This is a genomic window from Psychrosphaera saromensis (assembly GCF_002954545.1).
Lineage (GTDB): Bacteria > Pseudomonadota > Gammaproteobacteria > Enterobacterales > Alteromonadaceae > Psychrosphaera > Psychrosphaera saromensis.
Map to the genome: position 1 here is coordinate 3,178,163 of NZ_MSCH01000003.1, position 24,895 is coordinate 3,203,057.

20 protein-coding genes are annotated in these 24,895 nt (G+C 37.5%); 11 read left to right on the plus strand and 9 right to left on the minus strand.

Annotated features, from left to right (window positions below; genetic code table 11):
- Nucleotides 1-2: 2 nt before the first annotated feature.
- Complete coding sequence (ccmB, locus tag BTO11_RS14340) at nucleotides 3-704, minus strand: heme exporter protein CcmB (protein ID WP_105053238.1); 702 nt, start codon at nucleotides 702-704, stop codon at nucleotides 3-5.
- Nucleotides 701-1,348, minus strand: coding sequence for a cytochrome c biogenesis heme-transporting ATPase CcmA (gene ccmA / locus BTO11_RS14345; protein WP_105053239.1), 648 nt, complete (start codon nucleotides 1,346-1,348; stop codon nucleotides 701-703). Before ccmA ends, ccmB begins: the two co-directional genes overlap by 4 nt.
- Before the next feature lie 148 nt (nucleotides 1,349-1,496).
- Here ccmA and BTO11_RS14350 point away from each other — a divergent pair, with 148 nt between their 5' ends.
- The 7 genes from BTO11_RS14350 (at nucleotide 1,497) to argA (ending at nucleotide 9,802) form a co-directional block, all read left to right on the plus strand.
- Nucleotides 1,497-2,192 (plus strand): hypothetical protein, encoded by a 696-nt coding sequence (locus tag BTO11_RS14350; protein WP_105053240.1) that lies wholly within the window; start codon nucleotides 1,497-1,499, stop codon nucleotides 2,190-2,192.
- A gap of 138 nt (nucleotides 2,193-2,330) precedes the next feature.
- Entirely contained in the window at nucleotides 2,331-3,395 is a 1,065-nt protein-coding gene (gene argC / locus BTO11_RS14355; protein WP_105053241.1) for an N-acetyl-gamma-glutamyl-phosphate reductase, read from the plus strand.
- A gap of 2 nt (nucleotides 3,396-3,397) precedes the next feature.
- Nucleotides 3,398-4,180 (plus strand): acetylglutamate kinase, encoded by a 783-nt coding sequence (gene argB / locus BTO11_RS14360; RefSeq protein WP_105053242.1) that lies wholly within the window; start codon nucleotides 3,398-3,400, stop codon nucleotides 4,178-4,180.
- A 34-nt stretch (nucleotides 4,181-4,214) separates the two neighbouring features.
- Entirely contained in the window at nucleotides 4,215-5,135 is a 921-nt protein-coding gene (locus BTO11_RS14365) for an ornithine carbamoyltransferase (RefSeq protein ID WP_105053243.1), read from the plus strand.
- A gap of 85 nt (nucleotides 5,136-5,220) precedes the next feature.
- Complete coding sequence (locus BTO11_RS14370; RefSeq protein WP_105053244.1) at nucleotides 5,221-6,444, plus strand: argininosuccinate synthase; 1,224 nt, start codon at nucleotides 5,221-5,223, stop codon at nucleotides 6,442-6,444.
- A 74-nt stretch (nucleotides 6,445-6,518) separates the two neighbouring features.
- A complete protein-coding gene (argH, locus tag BTO11_RS14375) occupies nucleotides 6,519-8,453 on the plus strand; it encodes an argininosuccinate lyase (RefSeq protein WP_105053245.1) in 1,935 nt (644 codons plus the stop codon).
- Between the two features lie 20 nt (nucleotides 8,454-8,473).
- The gene (argA, locus tag BTO11_RS14380) at nucleotides 8,474-9,802 is read left to right on the plus strand and encodes an amino-acid N-acetyltransferase (protein WP_105053246.1); all 1,329 of its coding nucleotides are present in this window, start codon (nucleotides 8,474-8,476) and stop codon (nucleotides 9,800-9,802) included.
- Between the two features lie 102 nt (nucleotides 9,803-9,904).
- On the opposite strand, the gene BTO11_RS14385 is transcribed toward argA, so the two are convergent.
- Together BTO11_RS14385 and fadR are read right to left on the minus strand one after the other, a co-directional pair.
- Nucleotides 9,905-10,165 (minus strand): DUF1289 domain-containing protein, encoded by a 261-nt coding sequence (locus tag BTO11_RS14385; protein WP_105053247.1) that lies wholly within the window; start codon nucleotides 10,163-10,165, stop codon nucleotides 9,905-9,907.
- Between the two features lie 133 nt (nucleotides 10,166-10,298).
- Entirely contained in the window at nucleotides 10,299-11,012 is a 714-nt protein-coding gene (fadR, locus tag BTO11_RS14390; protein WP_105053248.1) for a fatty acid metabolism transcriptional regulator FadR, read from the minus strand.
- 202 nt (nucleotides 11,013-11,214) lie between these two features.
- Here fadR and nhaB point away from each other — a divergent pair, with 202 nt between their 5' ends.
- From nhaB to BTO11_RS14410, 4 genes are all read left to right on the plus strand, one after another.
- Complete coding sequence (gene nhaB / locus BTO11_RS14395; RefSeq protein WP_105053249.1) at nucleotides 11,215-12,798, plus strand: sodium/proton antiporter NhaB; 1,584 nt, start codon at nucleotides 11,215-11,217, stop codon at nucleotides 12,796-12,798.
- 4 nt (nucleotides 12,799-12,802) lie between these two features.
- The gene (gene dsbB, locus BTO11_RS14400; protein ID WP_181135922.1) at nucleotides 12,803-13,333 is read left to right on the plus strand and encodes a disulfide bond formation protein DsbB; all 531 of its coding nucleotides are present in this window, start codon (nucleotides 12,803-12,805) and stop codon (nucleotides 13,331-13,333) included.
- 352 nt (nucleotides 13,334-13,685) lie between these two features.
- Nucleotides 13,686-14,135, plus strand: a complete 450-nt coding sequence (locus BTO11_RS14405) for a hypothetical protein (protein WP_105053251.1) — start codon at nucleotides 13,686-13,688, stop codon at nucleotides 14,133-14,135.
- Nucleotides 14,136-14,317: 182 nt separating this feature from the next.
- Nucleotides 14,318-18,232 carry an EAL domain-containing protein gene (locus BTO11_RS14410; protein ID WP_105053252.1) on the plus strand — a complete coding sequence of 1,305 codons (3,915 nt, stop codon included), beginning with the start codon at nucleotides 14,318-14,320 and terminating at the stop codon, nucleotides 18,230-18,232.
- 163 nt (nucleotides 18,233-18,395) lie between these two features.
- Here BTO11_RS14410 and rraB read toward each other — a convergent pair whose 3' ends face one another.
- From rraB to BTO11_RS14435, 5 genes are all read right to left on the minus strand, one after another.
- The gene (gene rraB, locus BTO11_RS14415; protein ID WP_105053253.1) at nucleotides 18,396-18,743 is read right to left on the minus strand and encodes a ribonuclease E inhibitor RraB; all 348 of its coding nucleotides are present in this window, start codon (nucleotides 18,741-18,743) and stop codon (nucleotides 18,396-18,398) included.
- Nucleotides 18,744-18,767: 24 nt separating this feature from the next.
- Nucleotides 18,768-19,502 carry a 1-acylglycerol-3-phosphate O-acyltransferase gene (locus BTO11_RS14420; RefSeq protein ID WP_105053784.1) on the minus strand — a complete coding sequence of 245 codons (735 nt, stop codon included), beginning with the start codon at nucleotides 19,500-19,502 and terminating at the stop codon, nucleotides 18,768-18,770.
- Nucleotides 19,503-19,679: 177 nt separating this feature from the next.
- Complete coding sequence (gene parC / locus BTO11_RS14425) at nucleotides 19,680-21,995, minus strand: DNA topoisomerase IV subunit A (protein WP_105053254.1); 2,316 nt, start codon at nucleotides 21,993-21,995, stop codon at nucleotides 19,680-19,682.
- Between the two features lie 30 nt (nucleotides 21,996-22,025).
- Nucleotides 22,026-24,284 (minus strand): GGDEF domain-containing protein, encoded by a 2,259-nt coding sequence (locus BTO11_RS14430; protein ID WP_105053255.1) that lies wholly within the window; start codon nucleotides 24,282-24,284, stop codon nucleotides 22,026-22,028.
- Nucleotides 24,285-24,508: 224 nt separating this feature from the next.
- Entirely contained in the window at nucleotides 24,509-24,757 is a 249-nt protein-coding gene (locus BTO11_RS14435; protein ID WP_105053256.1) for a GIY-YIG nuclease family protein, read from the minus strand.
- Between the last annotated feature and the right edge of the window lie 138 nt (nucleotides 24,758-24,895).

Consider the following 24,895-nt stretch of genomic DNA (forward strand, 5'->3'; position numbering starts at 1 on the left):
AATCAATTCACCGTATTCTTTAAAGCGGCTGCGATGGCAACCGGTGCGAAAAAACAACTCACTAATAACATACTAATTAAAATTGCCAATTGTCCTGAATAATCCATATTAAAACTGGCAGCTTCAATTAACGAGGTAGCAAAAATCAATACCGGTATATATAGCGGTAAAACTAATAAACTCAATAGCACGCCTCCTTGATTTAAACTGACCGTTAACGCATTACCTATCGCGCCAACAAACAATAAAATAGGAGTGCCTATTAATAAACTCAACATTAACGCTGGAATAACTTGGCTTTCTACGTTCATCAATAAAGCTAAAACTGGTGATATTAATAGAAGTACCGAGCATGAGATAAACCATGCGGCTAACAATTTAGCACCAACTAACAAAGACATAGGCACAGTAGACAACAACCAAGCTTCAATAGTTCCCTCTTGGTAATCTTGTCTAAATAAACGGTCAACAACTAACATAATCGCTAATAACGCGGCAATCCAAATAACGCCAGGGCCTATCATTTGTAATGTCTTTGGTGCTGGCGAAATGCCAAGTGGGAACAAAGTCACCACGATAAGAAAAAACACCATAGGTTGTATAATTTGCGAAGGCTTTTGCCAAGCAAGTTTTAACTCACGGACAAAAATTGCTTTAAATGCTATCCAGTATGATAACTGAGCTTGCGGTAGGTTGGAATTCATTCCGCATCCCCTACTGTGCTGTGGCCAATCGTGCTATTACCTAATGTTAATTTCGTCAGTTGTTCAAAGTTTTGAGATAAATCTTGATGTGTCGTGATTAATATCATGCCACCGTTTTGTAAGTGCTGGTCAAAACGTTGTTGCAATAACTGAACGCCACTTTTATCAATTGCCGTAAAAGGTTCGTCTAGTATCCAAAGTTTAGTATTTGTTAACCAAAGGCGAGCTAATGCAACACGTCGGTGCTGCCCAGCTGATAATGAATGACATGGAATATGCTCAAGACCAGTTAAACCAACCAATCCCAATGCAGTAGTAAAGTCTAAGTTTGATGTTGGGTTTAGCACAGCCCAAAATTCTAAATTTTGCCAAGGAGTTAAATCAGAATTAATCGCAAACTTATGACCTAAAAAGAAAACTTGCTGTAAAAATAATTCAGCTTGCTGTGTGGTTGACTCGCCATCCCAAAGGATCTTACCTTCATCCGGTCGAAACAAGCCTAAAATAGCTCGTAATAAAGTCGATTTACCTGCGCCATTTGGCCCTTCGATTTGGCAGATTTGGTGATCTGACAAAACAAAATTAAGCTCTGCAAACAAACAGCGATTTTGACGAAAACAGGTTAAACCTTGAACTTCAAGCAAAACAACAACTTACTTTATATGTAAAATTACCAAATTGTAACACAGGGTATTAGTCGCTTTATAGTTCTTAATACGTTAATTTAATGATCTAGAACAATCCTGGTCACTGCTCAATGCAGGTTATTATATTATCTGATGGAAGGTATTCATGTTTAAAAACGCAAACACTGATGACACTAATAAGCACAAGGCTGCTAAGTCTTATTTAACGAGCTCTTCAACTAGCTATTTAGCTGGCTCTTTATATAGCTCCTTAGCTAAGTCCCGTAAGCTCTTACAGTCACTCGTCCTATTATCGTCGATTTTTATGATTACGGCATGTGTCACCCAAGCTGACAAAACAATATTAAAAGTTAGCTCTACCAAAGATATTCCAGATATAAATAAAAGATACGAGACACAATTAGCACAATTAAAAGTCGGCATGACAAAAAGCCAAGTCATTGGATTATTTCCAGGAATGGAAAGAGAGTGCTTTGAGTCAGGTGTTTGTTACTTTACCGTTTTTGATGAACGCTTTGTTCAAATTGATCACCGAGTGGCTGATCTCAATTTACTCACCTCCTCATTAGTCACCTTATTAGGCCTTACTTGTATTTTAAGCACAGATGATTGTAATGAAGCTATCGTTGCCGCAATCAACGTGGCTATCGCATCGGCAGTAAAAAACAAACAAATTCATACAACGTCAGAAGGCGGCAGAGTATTAACGCTACTACAGTGGATTAATATAGAATTTGTCGATAATAGCGTAACTCAGTGGGCGGTTAACGAGCCTTTACCTCAATTTATTCCTAAATCTTTTGAGAATAAACTCCCTAATTTAGAAGATGCGCTAAAGTAATAAAGAGACCAAGTTAATAAAACTGCAACCTATGAATATTAATTCACTTTAATTGCATTTTTATTGTTTACATCTACACTATTATCTGTGATTATTCAGTCAAATATGATTAATAAAAGATTTACAGTAGTAACTTAAATGGTAAACACAAAAAAAATACCTTGCGTTGTTTTTGGAGCAAGCGGCTATGCCGGTGTTGAATTGGCAAAAATGATTGTCAGTCATCCTATATTTACGTTAGAAGCATTATTTGTTTCTGAACATAGTAGTGATGCCAATAAGTTATTATCAGACCTTTATCCTAAGTATAAAGGTCTACTCGATTTCCCCCTTGTTCCTGGTGGAAAGACCAACCTTGAGGCCCTAACATCATCTTTAAGTAGTGTTGACAAGGGGCTTGTTTTTTTAGCCACCCCTCATGAATTCAGCCATGATATTGCCTATTCTTTATCGGCAAAAAACATAACTGTATTGGACCTATCTGGTGGCTTCCGCTTACAAGACCCTGAGCTGTATCCGCAATATTATGGTTTCTCACATAAATATGCAGATAAGTTAAACACTATTCCATATGGGTTACCTGAATGGAATGCTCATAATTTAAAAGACCAAGCTCTTATTTCATTACCAGGCTGTTACCCAACAGCCTCGCAAATGGCCATTAAACCGTTAGTTAAACATAATTTGTTAACTGAAAATTGCGTGCCGGTTATTAATGCAATTAGTGGCGTTAGTGGCGCAGGTAGAAAAGCCGCACTAGGTACTAGCTTTTGCGAATTAAGTTTAAAGCCTTACAATTTATTTGTGCATCGTCATGCACCAGAGATTTGCCAAGAAGTTGGTAGGAAAGTCATATTCACGCCTCATGTGGCCAACTTTGAGCGCGGCATACTTGCCACTATTGTCATGCAAGTAAAAGACGGTGTAACGCTAGAGCAAATTACTACTGCATTTGAGTCACAATACGCAGACAAACCATTTATACGTTTACGTTCTGAGCCACCACATATTAATGATGTAGCTTATACCCCTTTTTGTGATCTTTACTGGCAACTTGATGGCACTGATTTAATCGTGATCAGTGCGATAGACAATGTCCTTAAAGGTGCATCATCACAAGCTATTCAGTGCGCCAATATTATTTGTGATTTACACGAAGGCCTTGGCTTATTACCAAGTGCTCAAACACAAGGGGCTGTATAAACATGAACGGAATAAGCCCTATCGTTTTTAAGCTTGGCGGTGAAGCACTTACCGATAAAGCAGCCTTGTCAGAGTTTTTACAACAAATTGGCAAAATTAGAAAAAATCGTCCCGTTGTGATTGTTCATGGTGGCGGACCTCAAGTTGAAGACATGATGTCGGCTGCAAAATTAACAACAACCAAAGTAGATGGTGTACGTGCAACGCCTCTTAGCCATTTACCATTTGTCGTGGGTGCGTTAGCAGGTGTCGCAAGCCAACAACTTTTAGCTGCTTGTAAAACACAAAAAGTTAATGCGGTAGCGTTAAGCTTATCCGATGCTGACTTATTTAATGCCCACGTTAAATCTGAAGTTTTAGGTGCGGTTGGTCAAATAAGTCCAAATAACCCAACTGCAATTCAAGCCTTATTAGAAAGCGGCTTTGTAGTATTAATTAATTCTATTGGCTGTGATCCACAAGGCCAAACTCTAAATATTAATGCAGACGACGCTGCCGTTGCGACGGCACAACTGTTACGAGCTGACCTATGCTTGTTAAGTAATGTGCCCGGCGTATTGAATGCAAATAAACAATTAATCAATTCCCTCGATAAAGAGTCCATCGAAAGCCTTATCAACTCAGGAGTAATTCGTGACGGTATGGTAGTGAAAGTAAACGCTGCCTTTGAAGCCTCACGATTGTTACGACGACCTGTACATATTGGCAGTTGGCAAGACTCTAGCGCGTTAAACAAGTTGCATTTGTCTGAACAAATTCAGCTTGGCACTCAAATTAACGCGTAAATAATAAAATATAATAAAAATACAGGTTTCAAAAATGACTCAAAATAACCAGTCAGTGTTAGGCGATTTAGATCTTTCTCCTTCACAAGTACAAGACATATTAACATTAGCTATCGACATGAAAGCAACACCAGAAAAATACGCTGATGCATTAAAAGGTAAGTCGATTGCCACACTATATGAGAAACCATCATTAAGAACTCGCGTTAGTTTTGATGTAGGTATTAATAAATTAGGCGGACATGCGGTTTATTTAGACTTACAAAACGGCGCGATGGGCAAACGTGAAGATGTTGCAGATTTTGGCGCTAATTTATCTTGTTGGTGTGACGCCATTGTTGCACGTGTTATGTCGCATTCAACATTAACCACGTTAAAAGGCGCAGCCTCAGTGCCAGTTGTAAACTCATTGTGTGATTTATATCACCCTTGCCAGGCATTGGCTGATTACATGACCTTACAAGAATTGTTTGGCGAGTTAAAAGGATTAACATTAGCTTATATTGGAGATGGCAATAACGTCACTCATTCACTAATGTTAACTGGTGCTCAGTTAGGCGTTAATCTAGTTGTATTAACACCAGAAGGTTATGGCGTTGATGCAGATGTTGTGCAACAAGCAACTAACATTGCCAATGACAACGATTGCACATTAACCATAACTACGGATGTGAACGCTTTAGGACAAGTGGATGCAATTTATGCAGATACTTGGATATCTATGGGTGACGGTAAAAGTTTAGAGCAGATTATAAATACCTTTAAACCGTTCCAAATCACCAAAGATTTAATGCAGTCGGCTAACGCTAAATACTTTATGCATTGCCAACCAGCGCACAGAGATGAAGAAGTGACCGCTGAGGTTTTAGATTCAGAGCAATCTGTCATTCTAAGACAAGCAGAAAATCGAATGTGGGCTCAAAACGCCCTACTTCACACTCTACTAGTTAAATGAAGCAATTAAATGAAACTTATTATAAAGCTAGCGAAATAAAAGTTAGCTAAAACCAATTTAGAATTTAAAGATTAAGAGAACAATAATGGCTATTGCACAAAACAAAGAAATTAAAAAAATCGTTCTAGCGTACTCAGGTGGCTTAGATACTTCTGCAATCATTCCTTGGTTAAAAGAACAATATGGCGAAAGCGTAGAAATAATCGCTTTTGCTGCCAATGTTGGTCAAGGCGACGATGAACTTGAAGGCATTGAAGCAAAAGCTATCGCATCTGGAGCGAGTGAATGTCACGTTTTAGATTTACAAGAAGAGTTTGTAAACGACATCATATTCCCTACATTAAAAACTGGCGCAATTTACGAAAGTGAATACTTGTTAGGTACCTCTTTAGCGCGTCCGGTTATTGCAAAAGCTCAAGTTGAACTTGCATTAAAACTAGGTGCTGACGCGGTATGTCACGGTTGTACTGGTAAAGGTAATGACCAAGTTCGTTTTGAAAGTACCTTTGCTGCATTAGCTCCGCACTTAACGGTTATTGCACCTTGGCGTGAATGGGACATGGAAAGCCGTGAAGACTTATTAGCTTACTTAGCTGAAAAGAATGTGCCTACCACAGCAAGTGCAACAAAAATTTATAGCCGTGATGCCAACCTTTGGCATATCTCTCACGAAGGTGGCGAGTTAGAAGATCCGTGGCAAGAGCCGACAGAGCAAGTTTGGACTTGGACTAAATCTCCTGAACAAGCACCTGATAAAGCTGAATACGTTGAGCTTAGCTTCTTAAACGGAGAATTAACCACAGTAAATGGTAAAAAGCTTTCTGGTGTTGATGCTATCACTACACTAAATAATATTGGTGCAGAGCACGGTATTGGCCGTATTGATATCGTAGAAAACCGTTTAGTAGGTATGAAGTCTCGTGGTTGTTATGAAACCCCAGGTGGCACAATATTATTCAAAGCGTATAAAGGTCTAGAAACATTAATTCTAGATAAAATGACATTAAAATATCGTGAAGAGCTAGGTCATGAGTTCTCACATTTGTTATACGATGGTCGTTGGTTTACGCCTTTATGTGGTGCTATATTGGCTGGTGCAAACGCATTAGCGCAAGACGTTACCGGTGATGTCGTTCTTAAGCTTTATAAAGGTACAGCGTCTGTTGTTAAAAGACGTTCACCAAACAGCTTATATTCAGAAGACTTTGCGACCTTTGGTGCAGATGATGTTTATAATCAAAAACACGCTGAAGGCTTCATTCGTTTATTCAGCTTATCAAGCAGAATCAAAGCGTTAACTAAGAAGTAATTTAAGAATTTAGCAGTTTAATTAAAACAACTCAGGTTCGCCTGAGTTTTCCCATTTTTATGGCGGAGTAATTTATGAGTTTATGGGGCGGTCGTTTTAAAGAAAAAGCGAGCTTACAATTTAAAAAGTTTAATGATTCACTGCCTGTGGATTACCGTATGGCTGTACAAGATATTGTAGGTTCTATTTCTTGGGCTCGAGCTTTAAACACAGTCGGCGTATTGTCCAACGACGAAGTGATTCGACTAACTCAAGCGTTAGAAGAATTAAAAGAGTCAGTAGAAAACAATCCACAACAAATTCTTGAGGCTGACTCAGAAGACATTCATAGTTGGGTTGAAATTCAACTTATTGAAAAAACCGGTGACCTTGGTAAAAAACTTCACACAGGCCGTTCTCGTAACGACCAAGTTGCTACCGACTTAAAACTTTGGTGTAAAGAAAAAGGCGATGAAATATATGTCGCTTTAGTTAACTTACAACAATCAATGTTAGATTTAGCAGAACGTGAACGTAACACTGTATTACCGGGTTACACTCATTTACAACGCGCACAACCTGTGACATTTGGTCATTGGTGTTTAGCTTATGTTGAGATGTTCAATCGTGATATAGGCCGTTTAAAAGACGCATTGTATCGTTTAGATACCTCTCCTTTAGGTTCTGGTGCTTTGGCGGGAACCGCTTACCCGATAGACCGTGAAGATCTTGCGCATCACTTGGGTTTTAGAACGGCAACATTAAACAGTCTAGATGCGGTTTCTGACCGTGATCACGTGATTGAATTATTATCGACAGCCAGTATCTCAATGATCCATTTATCTCGTTTTGCTGAAGATCTTATCTTTTACAATTCGGGTGAAGCGGGTTTTGTAGAAATGAGTGACTTAGTAAGCTCAGGCTCATCATTAATGCCGCAAAAGAAAAACCCGGACGCTTGCGAACTTATTCGTGGTAAATCTGGCCGTGTAACTGGTTCGTTAACCGCTATGTTAATGACCATGAAAGCTTTACCTCTTGCCTACAACAAAGACATGCAAGAAGACAAAGAAGGCTTATTTGACGGTTTAGACACGTGGCAAGAATGTATGGAAATGGCAACCTTAGTTGCTGAGGGGTTAACGGTAAACCGCAAACGTACATTAGCCGCTGCCCAACAAGGTTATGCTAATGCCACAGAATTAGCGGACTATCTAGTAAGTAAAGACATACCATTTAGAGAAGCTCACCATATTGTTGGTGAAGTTGTGTTAGATGCGATTGATAAAGAAGTGCCACTTGAAGAGCTAACACTTGAGCAATTACAAAAATTTAGTGACCGCATTGGTGACGATGTTTATCAACACTTATCAATAGAGTCGACACTAGACAAGCGCGAAGCTTTAGGCGGAACGTCGCGTCAGCAAGTGGAAAAAGCACTAGCAGATGTACAAACGGGTCAAAAGTCGATCCTGAATGCTCAAGTGGTTGGAGCTCCAGGTAAGTCCCGTATTAACAGTGCACTAAAACAAGTTCAACAGCGTTTGAATGCAACAAAAGCGGCAGTGACATCGGTTCGTCGTGCACGTATGTCAGACTCAACGGCTATTTTTGAATTGGTAAATTACTGGGCTAATAAAGGTGAAATACTACCTAGAAGCCAAGATAATATTATTCACGATATTCAAAACTTTGTAGTGGCTGAAGTGGGCGGCAAAGTAGTTGGTTGTGCCTCTTTGTACATATACGAAAAATGCCTAGCAGAAATACGTTCAATTGTTGTTGAGGAAGATGCTCATCAACAAGGACAAGGCGTTGCACTGGTTCAATACCTGTTAGAGTTTGCCCATCAAATGGAACTTAAAGACATTATTGTTTTAACTTACATTCCAACGTATTTTGAAAAACTGGGCTTTGGTATTATTGAGAAAAGCAGCTTAGCTGACAATATTATCGAAGACAGTGAGCCTACTGAGCTAAAAGATCCTAATAGCGAAGTAGCAATGAAATATACCCTCGGTCAGGTTTAATTTGCGATTAATAATGGTTAATAATGGTTAATAATAAAAATTTCGTAAAATGGTTTAGAAACTCAGCGCCTTATATTAATGCGCACAGAGATAAAACTGTCGTATTAATGCTCTCTGGTGAGGCTGTGCAACATCCAAATTTTGCCAATATCATTCACGATATTGCCTTAATGCATAGTTTAGGAATGAAGTTAGTTGTTGTGCATGGCGCTAGACCACAAATTGAAGAGCGTATTGCCCAACGTGGGCTTGAATGTAAGATTGAGAACAATGTTCGGGTCACTGATGCTGAGACTCTAGTTGCAGTAAAAGACGCAACTGGCTCACTGCGTCTGCACATTGAAGCGCTATTAACCATGGGACTGCTGAATTCACCTATGCACGGCTCAAAAATTCGAGTCAGCACAGGCAACTTTATTATTGCCAAACCTATCGGTGTAAAAGATGGAATTGATTTTAAATACACAGGATGTGTGCGCAGGGTTGATGAAGTCGGTATAAATACTCAATTAGGCTTTGGTTCGATTGTCTTACTCTCGCCTATTGGTTATTCGACCACAGGCGAAGTATTTAACCTAGCGCTTGAAGACGTTGCGACACAAACTGCCATTGCTCTTAATGCCGATAAGCTAATTACCTTCAGTAAAGATGAAGGGCTTATTGATTCAACTGGTGAGTTAGTTCGTAGCTGTAGTATCCGTACGGTAAAAGCTCTGGCCAGTGAACAACTGCATGAGCAAGAGAAGCACTTAGATCAATTACTCTTATTAAACGCTATTATTAAAGCCGGCGAAAACGGGGTTGAACGTTGTCATTGTGTTAGTTATCAAAGTGATACTGCATTACTACAAGAGTTATTTACCCCCGATGGTGCAGGTACTTTAATTGCGAAAGATCACCGCGAACAAATGACCACAGCAACGATTGATGATGTGGTTGGTATATTGGAGTTAATCCAACCTTTAGAGCAAGAAGGCATTTTAGTTAAACGTTCTAGAGAGTTGTTAGAAAATGAAATCAATCGTTTTGTTGTGCTAAAAAAAGAAGAAATGATCATCGCCTGCGCGGCTTTGTATTTGTATCCACAAGACAAGTCGGCTGAATTAGCCTGCGTTGTTATTCATCCAGATTACCGAAAAGGCAATAGAGGACAGCGTCTTATCAAAGCGGTTTCTGAAATAGCCAAAGAGCAAAAAATTGAAACGATATTTGTGCTAACAACGGTAAGTGGGATGTGGTTTCAAGAACAAGGCTTTATTGAAAGTACAATAGACGCCCTGCCTGAAGGTAAAAAGCAACTTTACAACTTCCAGCGGAATTCAAAAATACTCGTTAAATCGATTGATTAGCTAAGCTTAGTCAGTCGCTAGACAGATACAAAAATGAGCACTTAATGTGCTCATTTTTATTTTCTGATATTGCTTTATCACGATTAATAATCGTTATAGCGTTTATAAGTCACCAAATAAGTCATCGGTAGGATCATCTTCCACTGGTGTTTGTAATATTTTGATATCGATTTGTTTTTTCATCCAGCGATGTTTTCTGGATTTACACAGTCTTATCACATAACGTTTTTCTTCATCACTAAACTGCATCCATTCAAACCTTTCATCACGACTACGAAAACACCCCTGACAAAAGCCATTGGTACCGTTTAAGCAGATCCCTTTACAGGGACTTGGGATATGAAATAGTTCTAATTGTGGCATATAAGAAGTTTAAGTCAGAGTCTATGTTGTTGCAATTAAACGCGATAACGTACGATTGAGTAGTGTATATAAAAAAACCTGCAACATGCAGGTTTTTTAATTAGTTAAGGACTTTATCTTTGCCAGACCTTATCTATTCAACTAAAGCTACAGGTAAGTCAGCTCTGACTTTTTCCCATATTTTCGCTGAAGCTATACCAAACTTACGAATTAAAATAATAGATTCGTCGTGCTTGCCTGCTTTAGTCAGTTGCTCAAGTTCTTCGTAATATTTACGAGATAACTCACGCGCTTCTTCATGTGAGAAGTAATATTGTGCGATTTTAGACCATAAGCCTTTAAAGCCATTTAGCACTAAAACAAACACTATATTGCCTGAACTATCAGCCAACTCATGGTTTAAATTATAATCAAAGTCCGCAAATTCTTGTGGATCGTTTGATACAGATAACGCCTGTTGAGTTAACTCAATAACACGCTCTGGTGAATTCTTTATTGCCGCTCTAATATAGATAGCACTAAAATTAGTACGAGCAGACAATAGTTGGTCGATTAAATCACCTACACCATCGGCATCTAACTTGGCCAATGTTGGTAAAATATTTAACCCACATGTATCCCAATAATTATTTACCTTAGTTGGCTTGCCATGTTTGATTGTTAACCAACCATCACGCGCTAACCTTTGTAATACTTCACGTAGCGTTGTACGAGTTACCCCGATTAACTCTGACAACTCACGTTCTGCTGGTAAAATTGAACCTGGAGGAAAACGATTATTCCAAATAGAATCCACAATATATTCTTCAGCAAATCCTGCTGGGCTTTGCGCCTTTATTATTTTCATTAATACTGTTTACCTTATTTCATCTGGACTGATTGTACCAGAAGGTGAGTCGAGTACAACAAATGGTTTTTTTACCCTAATTATCTAAAAACTCTAATAAAACGACTCTTTTAAGTAGGATTAAACTAATATCTTTAGTACATTACTAAAGTGTAAAAGTAGGCGTATGCCTAAAAACAATTAAAAGGAAGGTTTTAAACGTATGCAGCAGAATTCTCTGAGCGCTTTTTATAAAAATTTCTTAGGACACTCTCCTGAATGGTACAAGCTCACTATTATTGCTTGTTTGGTTGTCAACCCAATCTTATTTAATATAGACCCGTATATTGCGGGATGGGCACTTGTACTAGAGTTTATTTTCACTTTAGCAATGGCGTTGAAGTGTTATCCACTTTTACCAGGAGGCTTACTTGCCTTTGAAGCTATAATTATTGGCATGACCACCCCTGGGCATGTCGAACATGAAATATCACAAAACTTAAGCGTAATTTTATTATTAGTGTTTATGGTTGCCGGTATTTATTTTATGAAAGATTTACTTATGTACTCTTTCACTAAACTCCTTATTAAAGTTAAGTCTAAAGTTGCTCTATCCGTTGCATTTGCTGCGGCCTCAGCTTTCTTATCTGCTTTTTTAGATGCTTTAACGGTTGTCGCCGTTATCATCACAGTAACAACTGGTTTTTATACTATTTATCACAAAGTTGCGTCAGGTAAACATAACCATGCTACTGATCATGACCATACCGATGATGAACACTTAGATGTACCAACACGTTCAGACTTGGAAGAGTTTAGAGCGTTCATGCGTAATATCATGATGCATGCTGGTGTAGGTACTGCATTAGGTGGTGTTTGTACTTTAGTAGGTGAACCACAAAATCTTGTTATTGCTGAACGTGCAGGTTGGAGTTTTCTTGAATTTGCATTACGTATGTCACCAGTCACCATTCCAGTATTAGTGTTTGGTTTATTAACTACGGTTTTATTAGAGAAATTTAAGATATTTAACTACGGTGCTAAATTACCTGATTCAGTACGTAAAATATTAGTTGATTATGATACAGAAAATGACGGTCGCCGTACAAAACGTGACAAAGTTATTTTATGGGCACAAGCTGGAATTGCTATTTGGCTAATCATTGGTTTAGCATTGCATTTAGCCGCTGTTGGCCTAATTGGTTTATCCGTTATTATCTTAGCAACCTCTATTGCCGGTATTACCGACGAACATTCCATAGGTAAAGCCTTTGAAGAGGCCCTACCGTTTACCGCTTTATTGTGTGTATTCTTTGCTGTTGTTGCGGTAATTATCGACCAAGGTTTATTTGCTCCTGTAATTCAATGGGTATTAACCTTTGAAGGTAAGATGCAATTGGTTATGTTCTTCATTGCCAACGGTCTGCTCTCTATGGTTAGTGACAATGTGTTTGTAGGTACGGTTTATATCAATGAAGTAGCTGCAGCATTACAACGTGGCATCATTACACGTGATGAGTTTGACCTTTTAGCTGTAGCAATTAATACAGGTACTAACTTACCAAGTGTTGCAACGCCAAATGGACAAGCTGCATTCCTATTCTTATTAACATCTGCATTAGCACCGTTAATTAGATTGTCATACGGTAAAATGGTTTACATGGCACTGCCATATACCATTGTATTATCGATTGTAGGTTTACTTGCAACTTACTACGGATTAGCTGATTTAACTCAGTTCTTGTATGACCACAACTTAATTGAGCATCATGCGACAATTGGTCAATCTAATATAACTGGACACTAGTCAAGTGTTTAGCTTACCTGCAATATCGACTTGGCCAGCACTCCGCTGGCCTTGGTTTTTAGTCGCTGCTATCGCCTTAATATTAGAATCTATCGCCTTGTATTTTCAATACGGTATGGGTTTAGAACCTTGTATTATGTGTATCTATCAAAGAGTCGCTGTATTTGGCATAGTGCTAAGTGCCCTGCCTGCTCTGGTGAATCCGCACAATATGATCGTTCGCTTGATAAGTATTAGTGGTTTGTTGGTGTCTTGTATTTGGGGTTTAGTAATCGCGTTAGAACACGTAGAAATGCAGAATCCTGATAACTTTATGCTGGCCTTAAGTTGTGATCTTTATCCTAACTTTCCAGATTGGCTACAACTTCATACATTAATACCAAGCCTATTTGAAGCAAGAGGGACTTGTGGAGATATAGATTGGTCATTATTTGGTTTTAGCATGCCTCAAATTATGGTGTTTATATTCAGTTGTTTTACTATATGTTTAACATCGGTGTTAGCCATACGTTTATTAAAGCTTAAAACAATTTAAGCTTAGCTTTTATGACAGGTATGGCTATGTCATGCCTGTCCTTATGCCCTACTCTTTCATCTTACTGACTTTACCTACAAAGCCTTACTATTAAATCGACTTGAAGTTAGCGTCGACTTACTTATAAGTAATACCTCACTTAAATCAATAGCGGCAACGATTGCCATAGTTATTAAAAAAATCATTTAATAATACCTAAAGAAATACCTCACCTTAATCCATATACGCCATAGAACCATTACATTTAAAGGCTTGTTAAATAAAAAGCTCGGATTAAATTCGTTTAGTTTTATTTGGTATTAAATTTGCTTCGATAAAAGTTCACTAATAATAATAAAATGGACATAGTCAAATGCTTAACAAAATATTCAACCGTACAAAAAAAACGCTTTTATTATCAACTGTTGCTATTTTTACCTTGTTTGCGGTATCTAACATTTATGCTTCACCATCAAATGAAACTACCTATATGTTACAAGGCGCCAGTAAAACAACAATGACTGACCTTGTTGAACAAGTGGGTGGAGAAGTAATACACGACTTTTCAATTATTAATGCAATCTCTGTTTCATTAACAGAGGAGCAAGCTACTGAATTAAATAAGATGAATCCATTGGTTCGTTTATCAAGCAAATCTAAGACAATAGAAACCGCTGGTTTTGTTTGGCCTATTCGTACAAAACAAGGTGGAACTAAAGTTGCTGGTTTTGTTTGGCCTATCCGTACTAAACAAGGTGGGACTAAAGTTGCAGGTTTTGTTTGGCCGATTCGTACTAAGCAAGGCGGAACTAAGTACGCTTAGTTTTTAATGAACAAACTTAATCAAAGCTCTTATTATAAGAGCTTTTTTTATAGCTAAATGTTAAACGAATATTTATCTACCAACACTCGCTCAGCTGCATCATTCAGTGACACTTAATTACCATTATGTTATAAACTTACACAGCGGTTGACCCCAAAATAAAAACAAAAAATGGTTATCTAATGTTGTTGTGTATTTCTTTTATTAAACGCCCAATCAAAGCACTTTTTACTTCTTTATTATTTCTGATTTATTCAACTAATACCTTTGCAAATATCTCGTTAAATGATGCGAATAGCACCATTCATTTTAATAATATTAATGCATTAAACGGTCTCCCCCACCAATCAATTAATTCAATTGTACAAGATAAAATGGGATTTATTTGGGTTGCGACGCAAGATGGGTTAACACGCTATGATGGTAAAAATTTCAAAACTTATTCTCATTCACCAGGAGTAAATAATAGCTTAAGCAACAATTGGATATGGGACTTATTTATAGACTCTGAAGGTCGTTTATGGGTAGCCAGCAGTGGTGGATTTCATCTTTATCTTCCAGAGGTAGACGGGTTCACTAATTTTAGTGTCGATGAAAACATTAACGGTATTGATGGCTCTAGTTATGTATCTATAACTGAAGCGCCTAACGGCAATATATTATTTGCTAGCCAATTCTCAGGATATACCGAATTTGATATAAGTTCTGCGACATTTAAAACACACTTAAATGAACAGTCAGGTCTAATACTTCAATCTAACCCTCTTTCAGATCTTATCTACGATAAAGTTGGAAATTTATGGATAGCCTCGCCAAGAGGTGGACTCAGACTAAAACGAGTTTCCAGTACTAACTTTCAAGTAATAAACGTAAACTCAAAACAGTCTATTCCAAGTGATAAATTAAGAAGATTATTTGTTGATAGTAATAACTTACTTTGGGTTGGCACTGAAGATTCTGGTGTATTCGTATTAAATCAAGCATTAGAGCTAATACATCATTTTCAATTTTCACCAGATAACAACTCTAGCTTTTGTGCTAATTACGTCAATGATATTATGCAAGATCACAAAGGTAATATGTGGTTTGCCACTGAAAATGGCTTGTGCAAATTAAATCCAGACAGTAAAACATTCACCCGAACGTTACATCAAACATCACGCAACACGAGCCTAATTAACAATAGAACATCAAAATTAATGCAAGACAATGGCGGTGTCATTTGGGTAGGTACTCAATCTGGTATAAGTCGTTGGAATGCATCGTTAAACTATTTCCCTCATATCAGTAAAGGCGGAAAATATAGTAGCTTAACAAGTAACTCAATCATGGCGTTTGCGACTGACAGCGAAGATCATTTATATTTAGGAACATGGAATGGTGGAGTTAATATTCTATCAAATCAAAACAATAAAATTTCCACGATAAGATCCAATCAACTACGTACCGATACCTTACAAGAAGACAATATAATGAGTCTTTTGGTTGATAGCGATGATAACTTATGGATAGGGACATTACGTAACGGACTGCACTTTAAAGAAAAAGGTTCTACTACATTTAAAGTCTACTCACACGATGAAAACAATCCAGAATCGATAAGTGATAATGCGATAAGTAAAATCCTTCAATTATCTAATGGACAGTTAGCTATAGCCACTTATGGTGGTGGATTAAACTTATTTAACAAAAAAAACAATAACTTCTCATTAGTCAATTTACCGTCTTCCGTGAAGAATTCCCCTCTTAGTATTTATATTGTTGATTTAGCTGAAGATGAACAAGGTAACGTTTGGTTAGCCACTACAGATGGCGGTTTAATAAAATATAATATGAGTAGTCAAAAGAGCACTCAATTTTTATCTAAATCAAATAGCCCAAAACCATTATTAAGTGACAATATATTTGGTGTATTAAACACTAAAGATTACATTTGGGTTGCTACCAAAGACGCGGGTATTGCTCGACTAAATAAAACGAGCTTAGAGCAAGACGCCCCTATTTTTACACATATAGGTAGTCAACACGGTTTAGCCAGTAATTTCACTTATGGTTTATTGGAAGATAACAAAGGCTTTATTTGGGTAAGCCATGCAAAAGGCTTATCACGTATTGATGCTAAAACATTTGACGTCATTAATTTCAATACTACTCACGGCTTACAAGGTTCAGACTTTAACAGCAGCGCTTTGTACAAAGATAAAACTGGAAAAATGTATTTTGGTGGCGCTAATGGGTTTAATGCTTTTAAGCCAGAAAATGTTCCAATTAATCAGCATCAACCAGTATTAAGGTTAACTCAGTACAGTCAATCAAATGTAGTAATTCCTATCCATCAGCAATTTAGAGAAGATGGCGTATTAGCTCTCGATTACAATCAAACTATTATCGATTTTGAATTTGCGGCTTTAGATTATACAAAACCAGAAAATAATAAATACCAATATAAAATGGAAGGTTTAAGTGATGCTTGGATAAATTTAGGCACCAATAACAAAGTGTCTTTTTCTTATCTCGACGATGGTGATTACACCTTAAAAGTCAGAGGCAGTAACAACGATAACGTATGGAGTGATGAGATTGTCATCCCTATTGAAGTCCACCCTCCTTTTTGGCGCAACCTTTACGCATATTTTATATACTTTTTTCTTATTATTAGTGTTGTTTATGTACTGTTAAAACACAAAAAAGAAAAGTTACAACGTCAGTTAAACCATGAGAAGCGTTTACATCGATTAGCCTATTATGACTCCCTAACGGGTTTACCAAACCGCCAAAGTTTCTATGAAAGCTTGGAGCAATTTTTACAATTAGCTCAACGGGAAAAATATAAAGCCGCGATTCTATTTATCGACCTAGACAGATTTAAGCGCATTAATGATACCTTAGGACATGAATATGGTGATCTTGTATTAAAAGAAGTAGCTAAGCGTTTAACTCGATGCATCCGCACGCCAGATATGATTGCCAGATGCCCAAAACCATCTAACCCCGAAAGTAAAATAGCTCGTTTAGGTGGGGATGAATTTTCGCTCTTTTTAAACCAAGTAAAAGACCAACAAGATATTGCAATTGTTGCTCAAACCGTAATCGATATTATCTCCCAACCTATAAAAATCGACAATTATGAAGTCATGCTCACACCAAGTATTGGTATCGCCATCTATCCTGACAATGGCTTACTTGCAAACCAATTAATGAAACATGCAGACATTGCTATGTATAAAGCAAAAGAGGCTGGCAGACGAACTTATACTTTTTATGCGAACTCGCTAAATGAAAGAAGTTTAGAACGATTAAAGCTCGAAGAATATCTTAGAACGGGCATAGAAAAACAAGAGTTTGAATTACAATTCCAACCTCAAATTGACTTAAAAAATAATTGCGTGAATAAAGCTGAGGCCTTAGTAAGATGGCATCATCCTGAATTAGGGTTGATTTCACCACTTGAATTTATACCATTAGCCGAAGAGTCAGGCTTAATTATTGAGTTGGGTGAATGGATACTTCGCGAAGCTTGTTTGCAGGCTAAACGTTGGTTAGATGACGGTATGAAATGCAGAATATCGGTTAATGTTTCAAGTGTTCAATTTAAACAGTCAGATTTAATTGGCAAAGTAAAACGAGCACTTTCTGATTCACAACTACCGCCAGAACTATTGGAGCTAGAACTTACCGAAAGCGCAATCATGTCAGATGTAGAAGATAATATAATCCGCCTACAAAACTTGAAAGACATGGGGGTTAGTATCGCGGTGGATGACTTTGGTACTGGCTACTCGTCCCTTAGTTACTTAAAGAAATTTCCAATTGATACATTAAAAATAGACCGTTCATTCATTGAAGATATCGCCGACAATGAGAATGACGAAGCTATCGTAAAAGCAATTATGGCGTTGGCAGAGTCGATGAATTTAAACGTTGTTGCCGAAGGCATAGAAAGTATTGAGCAATTAAAAATATTGCACACATTTAACTGCGGATTAATTCAAGGCTTTTATTTTAGTGAACCGTTAACTAACGACGAATTTATTTACTTTGTAAAAACAAAGTTTGATCAATCATTATCGACTTGGGCACTCGACCTTATCGGCTAACCTAATAATTCGCCCTGTAAGTTAATTTACAGGCAATAAAAAAGGCGAGTATCAAATACTCGCCTTTCTCATTTTATTTACTTATGTTGCTCTTAGCTTTCATTTTAGCCGTTTATATCGTTATAAACTGACAACCAATGCTTTGCTCTTCGAAGTGCGTGAATTACTCTTCGAAATGAGTGCCCCAGCCTTCATAGACAAGTTTATTTTTATCAGCAAACTCGACCATTAGTACAACTTCTTCACCAATGATCTCTTCTTCCAATGGACACTCAGTTTCAACGTCAAAACAAAATACGATTTGTCCGTCTTCTTCTTCCATTTGCTCTAGCTCAGAAATATCCCAGCCATTTAAAAAACCTTGCTGCATCGCTAAGTCAGCTTCTTCTGCAGTAGTTGCTACAAAATGATGCTCGATACCATACATAGCTTCTTCATTAGAACCATCGTCTAACAACTGCTCTACGATGTCGTTAGTGAATTCTTGCCAATCTGTTGATGTACTATCCATTATTCTTCCTACGTGATCTTTACACTATTTATTCGTGAAACCATTAACTTCGGCTAATTCTTTATCTAATTCTGCTAGTTTATTTTTCATTAGCTCATGCGCCGCATCAGCAACTTTTCTAACTTCTGCTTTATCGTCACTATCAACCGCCATTTCAGGTAAATACTCAATGATATATTTTCCGTTATTCCAACGGTTAAGCTTAACTTGATTATGCGTGGTACTGATCACAACAGGAACAAGTGGAACACCAGCCATATTCGCCGTATAAAAAGCACCTAACTTAAACTTTAATAAACCACGACCGTTTGAACGAGTACCTTCTGGGAATAACCAAACTGATATTTTTTTCTGTTTAATTTTGGCAGCAGCCTGGCCAATTGTGCCGTGAGCTTTAGTTCGGTTGCCTCTATCAATCAGTATGTTGCCCGACAACCAATATACTTGACCAAAAAATGGTGCCCATTTAAGACTTTTTTTACCCATGCTTACTGTATTTTTACGCACTGCATTTGAAACGGTAAAAATATCGTAAGTATTTTGATGATTACCTATATAAACAACTGGGTGATCTTTAACGTTTTCAAGACCTCTAACTTCATAGCTCAGTCCTAAGAATCGGCAAAACCAACCATATGTATTAGCCACAACTTTTACATTATTACGACGAAATGGTCGAATGATTAAATACGTTAATAAATACACAGTCGACAATATAAAAAATATTGCCATTATAAATAATCTAATTATTCCTAACACAAATGAAGCTCCCAATAATTTAAGGCCGCATTGTAACAAACTCATGCTACAGCGGTAATCTTTATTAGCAATTTAATGTGATTGGCATTAAAAATGGCTAATGAAATTCTAAGTAATAAAAAAGCCCTTATCAAATATAAGAGCTTTAAATAATGTTAATCAAGGTTCATAACTAAACTATTCACTCAAAGGTGGATTAGGTTCGTTAACCACTTCTGTTGACTCAGAAGCTGAATTTTTAAACTCAATTTCAACCAAATCAACGCGCTGTAAGCCTCTAGGCAATTTACTGCCTCGACGTCCACGATCACCTTGGTAATGTTCTAAATCTTTTTGTGTCAGTGTTAACTTACGTTTACCGGCATGTAATACAACCATCCCATCTTCTGGCACAACAATTATCTGTTTTACATACTCTTCACGACTTGCCGCACGAGCAGATGGAACATTAATGATTTTGTTGCCTTTGCCTTTGGCTAACATAGGTAAGTCTTTTAATGGGAAGACCAACATACGCCCTTCGTTGGAAATAGCCAAACATAGGTCTGTATCAATATTTAATACTTTTTGCGGCTCAGCCAGTTTTGCGCCCGTAGGCAATCTAACCAATGCTTTACCCGCTTTTTGACGAGTTAACATGTCTGAGAAAGTACAAATAAAGCCATAACCTGCATCAGAAGCGATTAAGTACTTCTGATCTTCTTTAGACATAATTGTATGTTCTATCGTCTCACCAGCAACAATACTAAAGCGACCACTTAATGGTTCACCTTGGCTTCTGGCAGACGGTAATGTGTGTGCGTCGGTGCTAAAGCTACGCCCTGAACTATCAATGAAGACAACCGGCTGATTACTCTTACCTTTAGCTGAAGACTTATAACCATCGCCAGATTTATAACTTAAGTTGTCTACGTCTATATCATGCCCTTTGGCACAACGAGCCCAACCATTATCAGAAACAACAACCGTTACTGACTCACTTGGAACTAAGTCTTTCGCTGAAATTGCTTTTGCTTCGTTTCTTACCACTAATGGAGAACGTCTATCGTCACCATATTTTTCAGCGTCTGCAGTAATTTCTTTTTTCAACAAGTTGTTCATTTTAACGCGTGAGCCTAACAAGCTCTCTAGCTGTTCACGTTCTTTTTCTAATTCGTCTTGCTCACCACGAATTTTCATTTCTTCTAATTTAGCTAATTGACGTAACTTTAATTCAAGAATAGATTCAGCTTGAACTTCAGTAATGCCAAACCGTTCCATCAATACAGGTTTTGGTTTGTCATTCGCACGAATTATTTCAATCACTTCATCTATGTTTAAGAATGCGACTAATAACCCAGCTAAAATATGTAAGCGTGATAACACTTTTTCTAAACGGAAGTTTAAACGACGTGTTACTACGTCACGACGGTATTCTAACCACTCAGTTAAAATGGTTTTTAACCCTTTCACTTTCGGTAAACCGTCTAAACCAAGCATGTTTAAATTAACACGGTAGTTTTTCTCTAAATCGGTTGATGCAAATAAATGCTGCATAACTGGCGCAATATCAACACGATTTGAACGAGGAATTATCACAATACGCGTTGGATTTTCGTGGTCTGACTCGTCACGTAAATCCGTTACCATAGGTAACTTTTTCGCCGTCATTTGAGCCGCAATTTGTTCTAATACTTTACCGCCAGAAACCTGATGAGGTAAGGCTGTAATAACAATATCGCCATTTTCTTCTACGTAGGTAGCGCGCATTTTAATGCTGCCTTTACCGGTTTCGTAAATTCTAGCGATATCGGCTGATGGCGTAATAATTTCCGCTTCAGTTGGATAATCTGGACCTTTTACATACACCATTAAATCTTCTAACGACGCACTAGGATCTTTTAATAAGTGAATACACGCTTCAGCAACTTCTCTCGTATTATGAGGCGGAACATCCGTTGCCATACCAACCGCAATACCGGTGATACCATTTAATAGTATATGAGGTAAACGTGCTGGAAGGATTTTAGGTTCATCCATAGTGCCATCAAAGTTTGGTACCCAGTCACTGGTGCCTTGATTAATTTCTGATAACAGTAATTCACTAAATTTGGATAAACGAGCTTCGGTATAACGCATGGCAGCAAATGACTTAGGATCATCCGCCGCACCCCAGTTACCTTGACCGTCTACTAAAGGATAACGATATGAAAAAGGCTGAGCCATTAACACCATAGCTTCGTAACAAGCACTATCACCATGCGGATGATACTTACCTAATACGTCACCAACGGTACGAGCTGATTTTTTATACTTAGCATTTGCAGATAAACCTAATTCTGACATTGCATAAATAATTCGGCGTTGAACAGGTTTTAATCCGTCACCTATATGCGGTAACGCTCGGTCCATAATGACGTACATCGAGTAATTTAAATATGCATCCTCGGTGAACTTCCTTAATGGCAGCTGTTCTATTCCATCACTACTTATTGTCGTAGTTGCCTCTGTCATTACCTAAACCTTTTCTTTCTTAAATTATTATTAACAAAAATCCATTGCTTGGGTGATATTACCACCTTTGGCTTTTGCCTTATCTAACGCGTTTTTCACATCATCTTTTATTGCATCTATATTTTTATTACTATAACAATAACTTACACCGAATGATGCGGACAAATTAATACCTAAATTGTCTATGTAAAACTTATTGCTATTTAACTCTTTTCGTAACACTTCTGCCAGTGAAAATGCTTGTTTTAAGCTAAAATCTTTGGCTATTACGATAAACTTATCACCTGATAACCTAACTAAAAACTTATTACTGCCTAAACGAGAGTCTAATCTGGCAACCACTAAAGCTAATAATTTATCGCCTAATTCAAAGCCTAACTTGTCATTTACCTTACGCATATTGTCGATATCAAACATGATAAGACTAAAAGGCGTGTTATTTTGCATCAGCAATTTAACATGTTTAATAAAGTAATTATGATTGTTAGCGCCACTTACCGGGTCTAAAAATATACGTTTTGATTTTCTCGGTCTAAACAATCTTAATATAAGGTAGACGAAAGCAAACAACAGAATAACACTAACGGCCAATAATTCTTTGTTGTTATACAAAGAATTTATAAAGTCTTCTTTTGGTTGACTCAACTTATCATTTTGTTTTTTATATTCAAGTAGTTGCTTTTGAACTTCCGCTAACTCTTCTTTAGCTTGAGCCACATCATACTTATAATTAGCCATGAGAAAATCTAATTTAATCGTCGTGCTGGTTTCTTGTTGTGCCAATTTGCTATCTAACGACTTCTTAAACAACTGGATGCCAGATTGCTTTTTGCCATTTAATACTAACCAATTCGACTTTAGATCCAATAACTTAATAGCTAAATCTTGTTTCGCTTTTTCGTCCTCAATATCGCTCATATCTAGATTGTCTAAAATATTTAACGCTTGTTTATATTGAGAGGTGCCAGCTAATACTTGAGCTTTGGCTAACTGGTAATCGCGTTTGTCTTTCACTGTGGTGAGGAAACGTTCTAAACGTTTTGCCGCTTTCAATAATGGCTTAGCATTATTGAATTTATTTTGTACCGCATAAGTATCAATCAAACGAACAATGGCAACCATTTGCTGTTCTTGATTTCGCGATTTAACCGCTAACTTATAGGCTCTTTCTAATTCTTGTTCCGCGTTTACGTATTGCTCAGCGGTTTTAAAATTCTCACTTAAGCGCAATCGCAGACTGGCTTCGACACTGTAATATTTTTTCTCTGCGACTAAGTCGACCACATTAATAAGTGTTCTTGTTGCATTTAAGTGCTGACCTATATCTTGCTGCTGTTTGGCTAACATAATCGAGGCTTCAATTAACAAGCCTAAGTCATCTTGGGCAGCTAAAAGATCTCGTGCTTCATGTTGCCAATATAGGATTTTATCTTTGTCTGACAAAGTTACATAAATCTCTGACAATTGTAATGCACTGAGTATTGATTGGCGGCTTAAATCGTTAGTCACCGCCAGTTTGTTACCCTCGGTTAAATACCTAACCGCATTAAAGAAATCATTTTTCTGACTTAATATTTGCGCTTTTTTCTCAAGTACCGTGATTTTTTGAACTATGTCCAAGTCCGATAATGGTAACGTTTCTAACTGAGCTAACGCAGTATCTAGCTCAGATAAAGCAAGGTGTACTTCAGATAACGCAAGGCTAAATTGGAATTTTTGCTCAGGGCTAATATTAACGTCGGGAGCAATACTAACGTCAGGCATAACACTAAGGTTAGGAATCGCACTAAGGTCAGGTATAACATCAAGCTTAGGAATAACGGTAACGTCTGGAATAGTATTAATCTGGGGAATAGTATTAAGCTGTGGACCAGAACTATCCTCCTGGCTGTCTTTAGTATCTATATTTAAAGCAAGGGGGTCATTTTTATCAAGCGTATCACGAGCGGTAAGATCTAGATTGATATTAAAATCTGTATTTGGATCTAGCTTGTTAGTTGTTTCGTCATTTGGGCTAGGGAAGTGATTTATTTGAAACTGTTTAAACGCATTAAGTACATCTTCCGGTTCAGTGGCTAAAAATTCATCTTTATAAGCTAGCAACTCATCGAGTGTCGCAAAACGAGGAATTATTCCACCTTCAGATACATTCTCTATAACCTGCTCTTGTTTTTGAGCACTTAACGAGGTGACTTTTACTTTCTTTTTTTCAGCCGATTGACTGTCACATGCCACTGCCAAAGCAGACAAACAAATAACAACAATAGATAACGTTCGTAAATTAACCATCAAATAAATACCGAGGTGAAAACCAAGTCCAATAAAACCAAAGACGTGATAAGTCTAACATAGGAATTATTCTGCAAGTAACTGCTATTTTTTAACTCATTAAAATCTTTCTACCGCAAATCCCCACAGGGCCAATATAGATAAAGTTTGTTACTACAAACTTTTTATTTTGTCATTTAATCTACTTTTCAGATGAAACTAGGATTTGTCTAGCTTCGCTCATCTTATTGATCCGTTTGAATAAGTTGTAGTTTTTTTATTCGGGATAGCTTTTTAATTGCCATTTCGCGCTTAGTGGCTGCACTTCTATCTGGCGAATCTTCGCTGTAAACCATCTCTACCGGGATACGAACCCGAGTGTACTTTGCTGCGGTACCTTTATTATGCTCGGCTAAGCGTCTTGCTTTATCTGTTGTGATCCCAGTATACAAAGTGTCATCTGCACAACGTAACACATATACAAACCAACTCATTTAATCCAATCCATTCAAAGTACCTTAAGATAACGATTGGCTGGGATTAACTTCCACCAGCGTAAAGCTCAACACTGTAATTGATGGATTATAATTTGTCTCAAGAAATTTAAGTTAACATCCTTTTAGCCTAGGTAT

Bases quoted from the DNA above. Each gene is read 5' to 3' on its own strand.
- ccmB (WP_105053238.1), bottom strand. From the start codon at position 704: ATGAATTCCAACCTACCGCAAGCTCAGTTATCATACTGGATAGCATTT.
- BTO11_RS14350 (WP_105053240.1), top strand. From the start codon at position 1,497: ATGTTTAAAAACGCAAACACTGATGACACTAATAAGCACAAGGCTGCT.
- argC (WP_105053241.1), top strand. From the start codon at position 2,331: ATGGTAAACACAAAAAAAATACCTTGCGTTGTTTTTGGAGCAAGCGGC.
- argB (WP_105053242.1), top strand. From the start codon at position 3,398: ATGAACGGAATAAGCCCTATCGTTTTTAAGCTTGGCGGTGAAGCACTT.
- BTO11_RS14365 (WP_105053243.1), top strand. From the start codon at position 4,215: ATGACTCAAAATAACCAGTCAGTGTTAGGCGATTTAGATCTTTCTCCT.
- BTO11_RS14370 (WP_105053244.1), top strand. From the start codon at position 5,221: ATGGCTATTGCACAAAACAAAGAAATTAAAAAAATCGTTCTAGCGTAC.
- argH (WP_105053245.1), top strand. From the start codon at position 6,519: ATGAGTTTATGGGGCGGTCGTTTTAAAGAAAAAGCGAGCTTACAATTT.
- BTO11_RS14385 (WP_105053247.1), bottom strand. From the start codon at position 10,165: ATGCCACAATTAGAACTATTTCATATCCCAAGTCCCTGTAAAGGGATC.
- fadR (WP_105053248.1), bottom strand. From the start codon at position 11,012: ATGAAAATAATAAAGGCGCAAAGCCCAGCAGGATTTGCTGAAGAATAT.
- nhaB (WP_105053249.1), top strand. From the start codon at position 11,215: ATGCAGCAGAATTCTCTGAGCGCTTTTTATAAAAATTTCTTAGGACAC.
- BTO11_RS14405 (WP_105053251.1), top strand. From the start codon at position 13,686: ATGCTTAACAAAATATTCAACCGTACAAAAAAAACGCTTTTATTATCA.
- BTO11_RS14410 (WP_105053252.1), top strand. From the start codon at position 14,318: ATGTTGTTGTGTATTTCTTTTATTAAACGCCCAATCAAAGCACTTTTT.
- rraB (WP_105053253.1), bottom strand. From the start codon at position 18,743: ATGGATAGTACATCAACAGATTGGCAAGAATTCACTAACGACATCGTA.
- parC (WP_105053254.1), bottom strand. From the start codon at position 21,995: ATGACAGAGGCAACTACGACAATAAGTAGTGATGGAATAGAACAGCTG.
- BTO11_RS14430 (WP_105053255.1), bottom strand. From the start codon at position 24,284: ATGGTTAATTTACGAACGTTATCTATTGTTGTTATTTGTTTGTCTGCT.
- BTO11_RS14435 (WP_105053256.1), bottom strand. From the start codon at position 24,757: ATGAGTTGGTTTGTATATGTGTTACGTTGTGCAGATGACACTTTGTAT.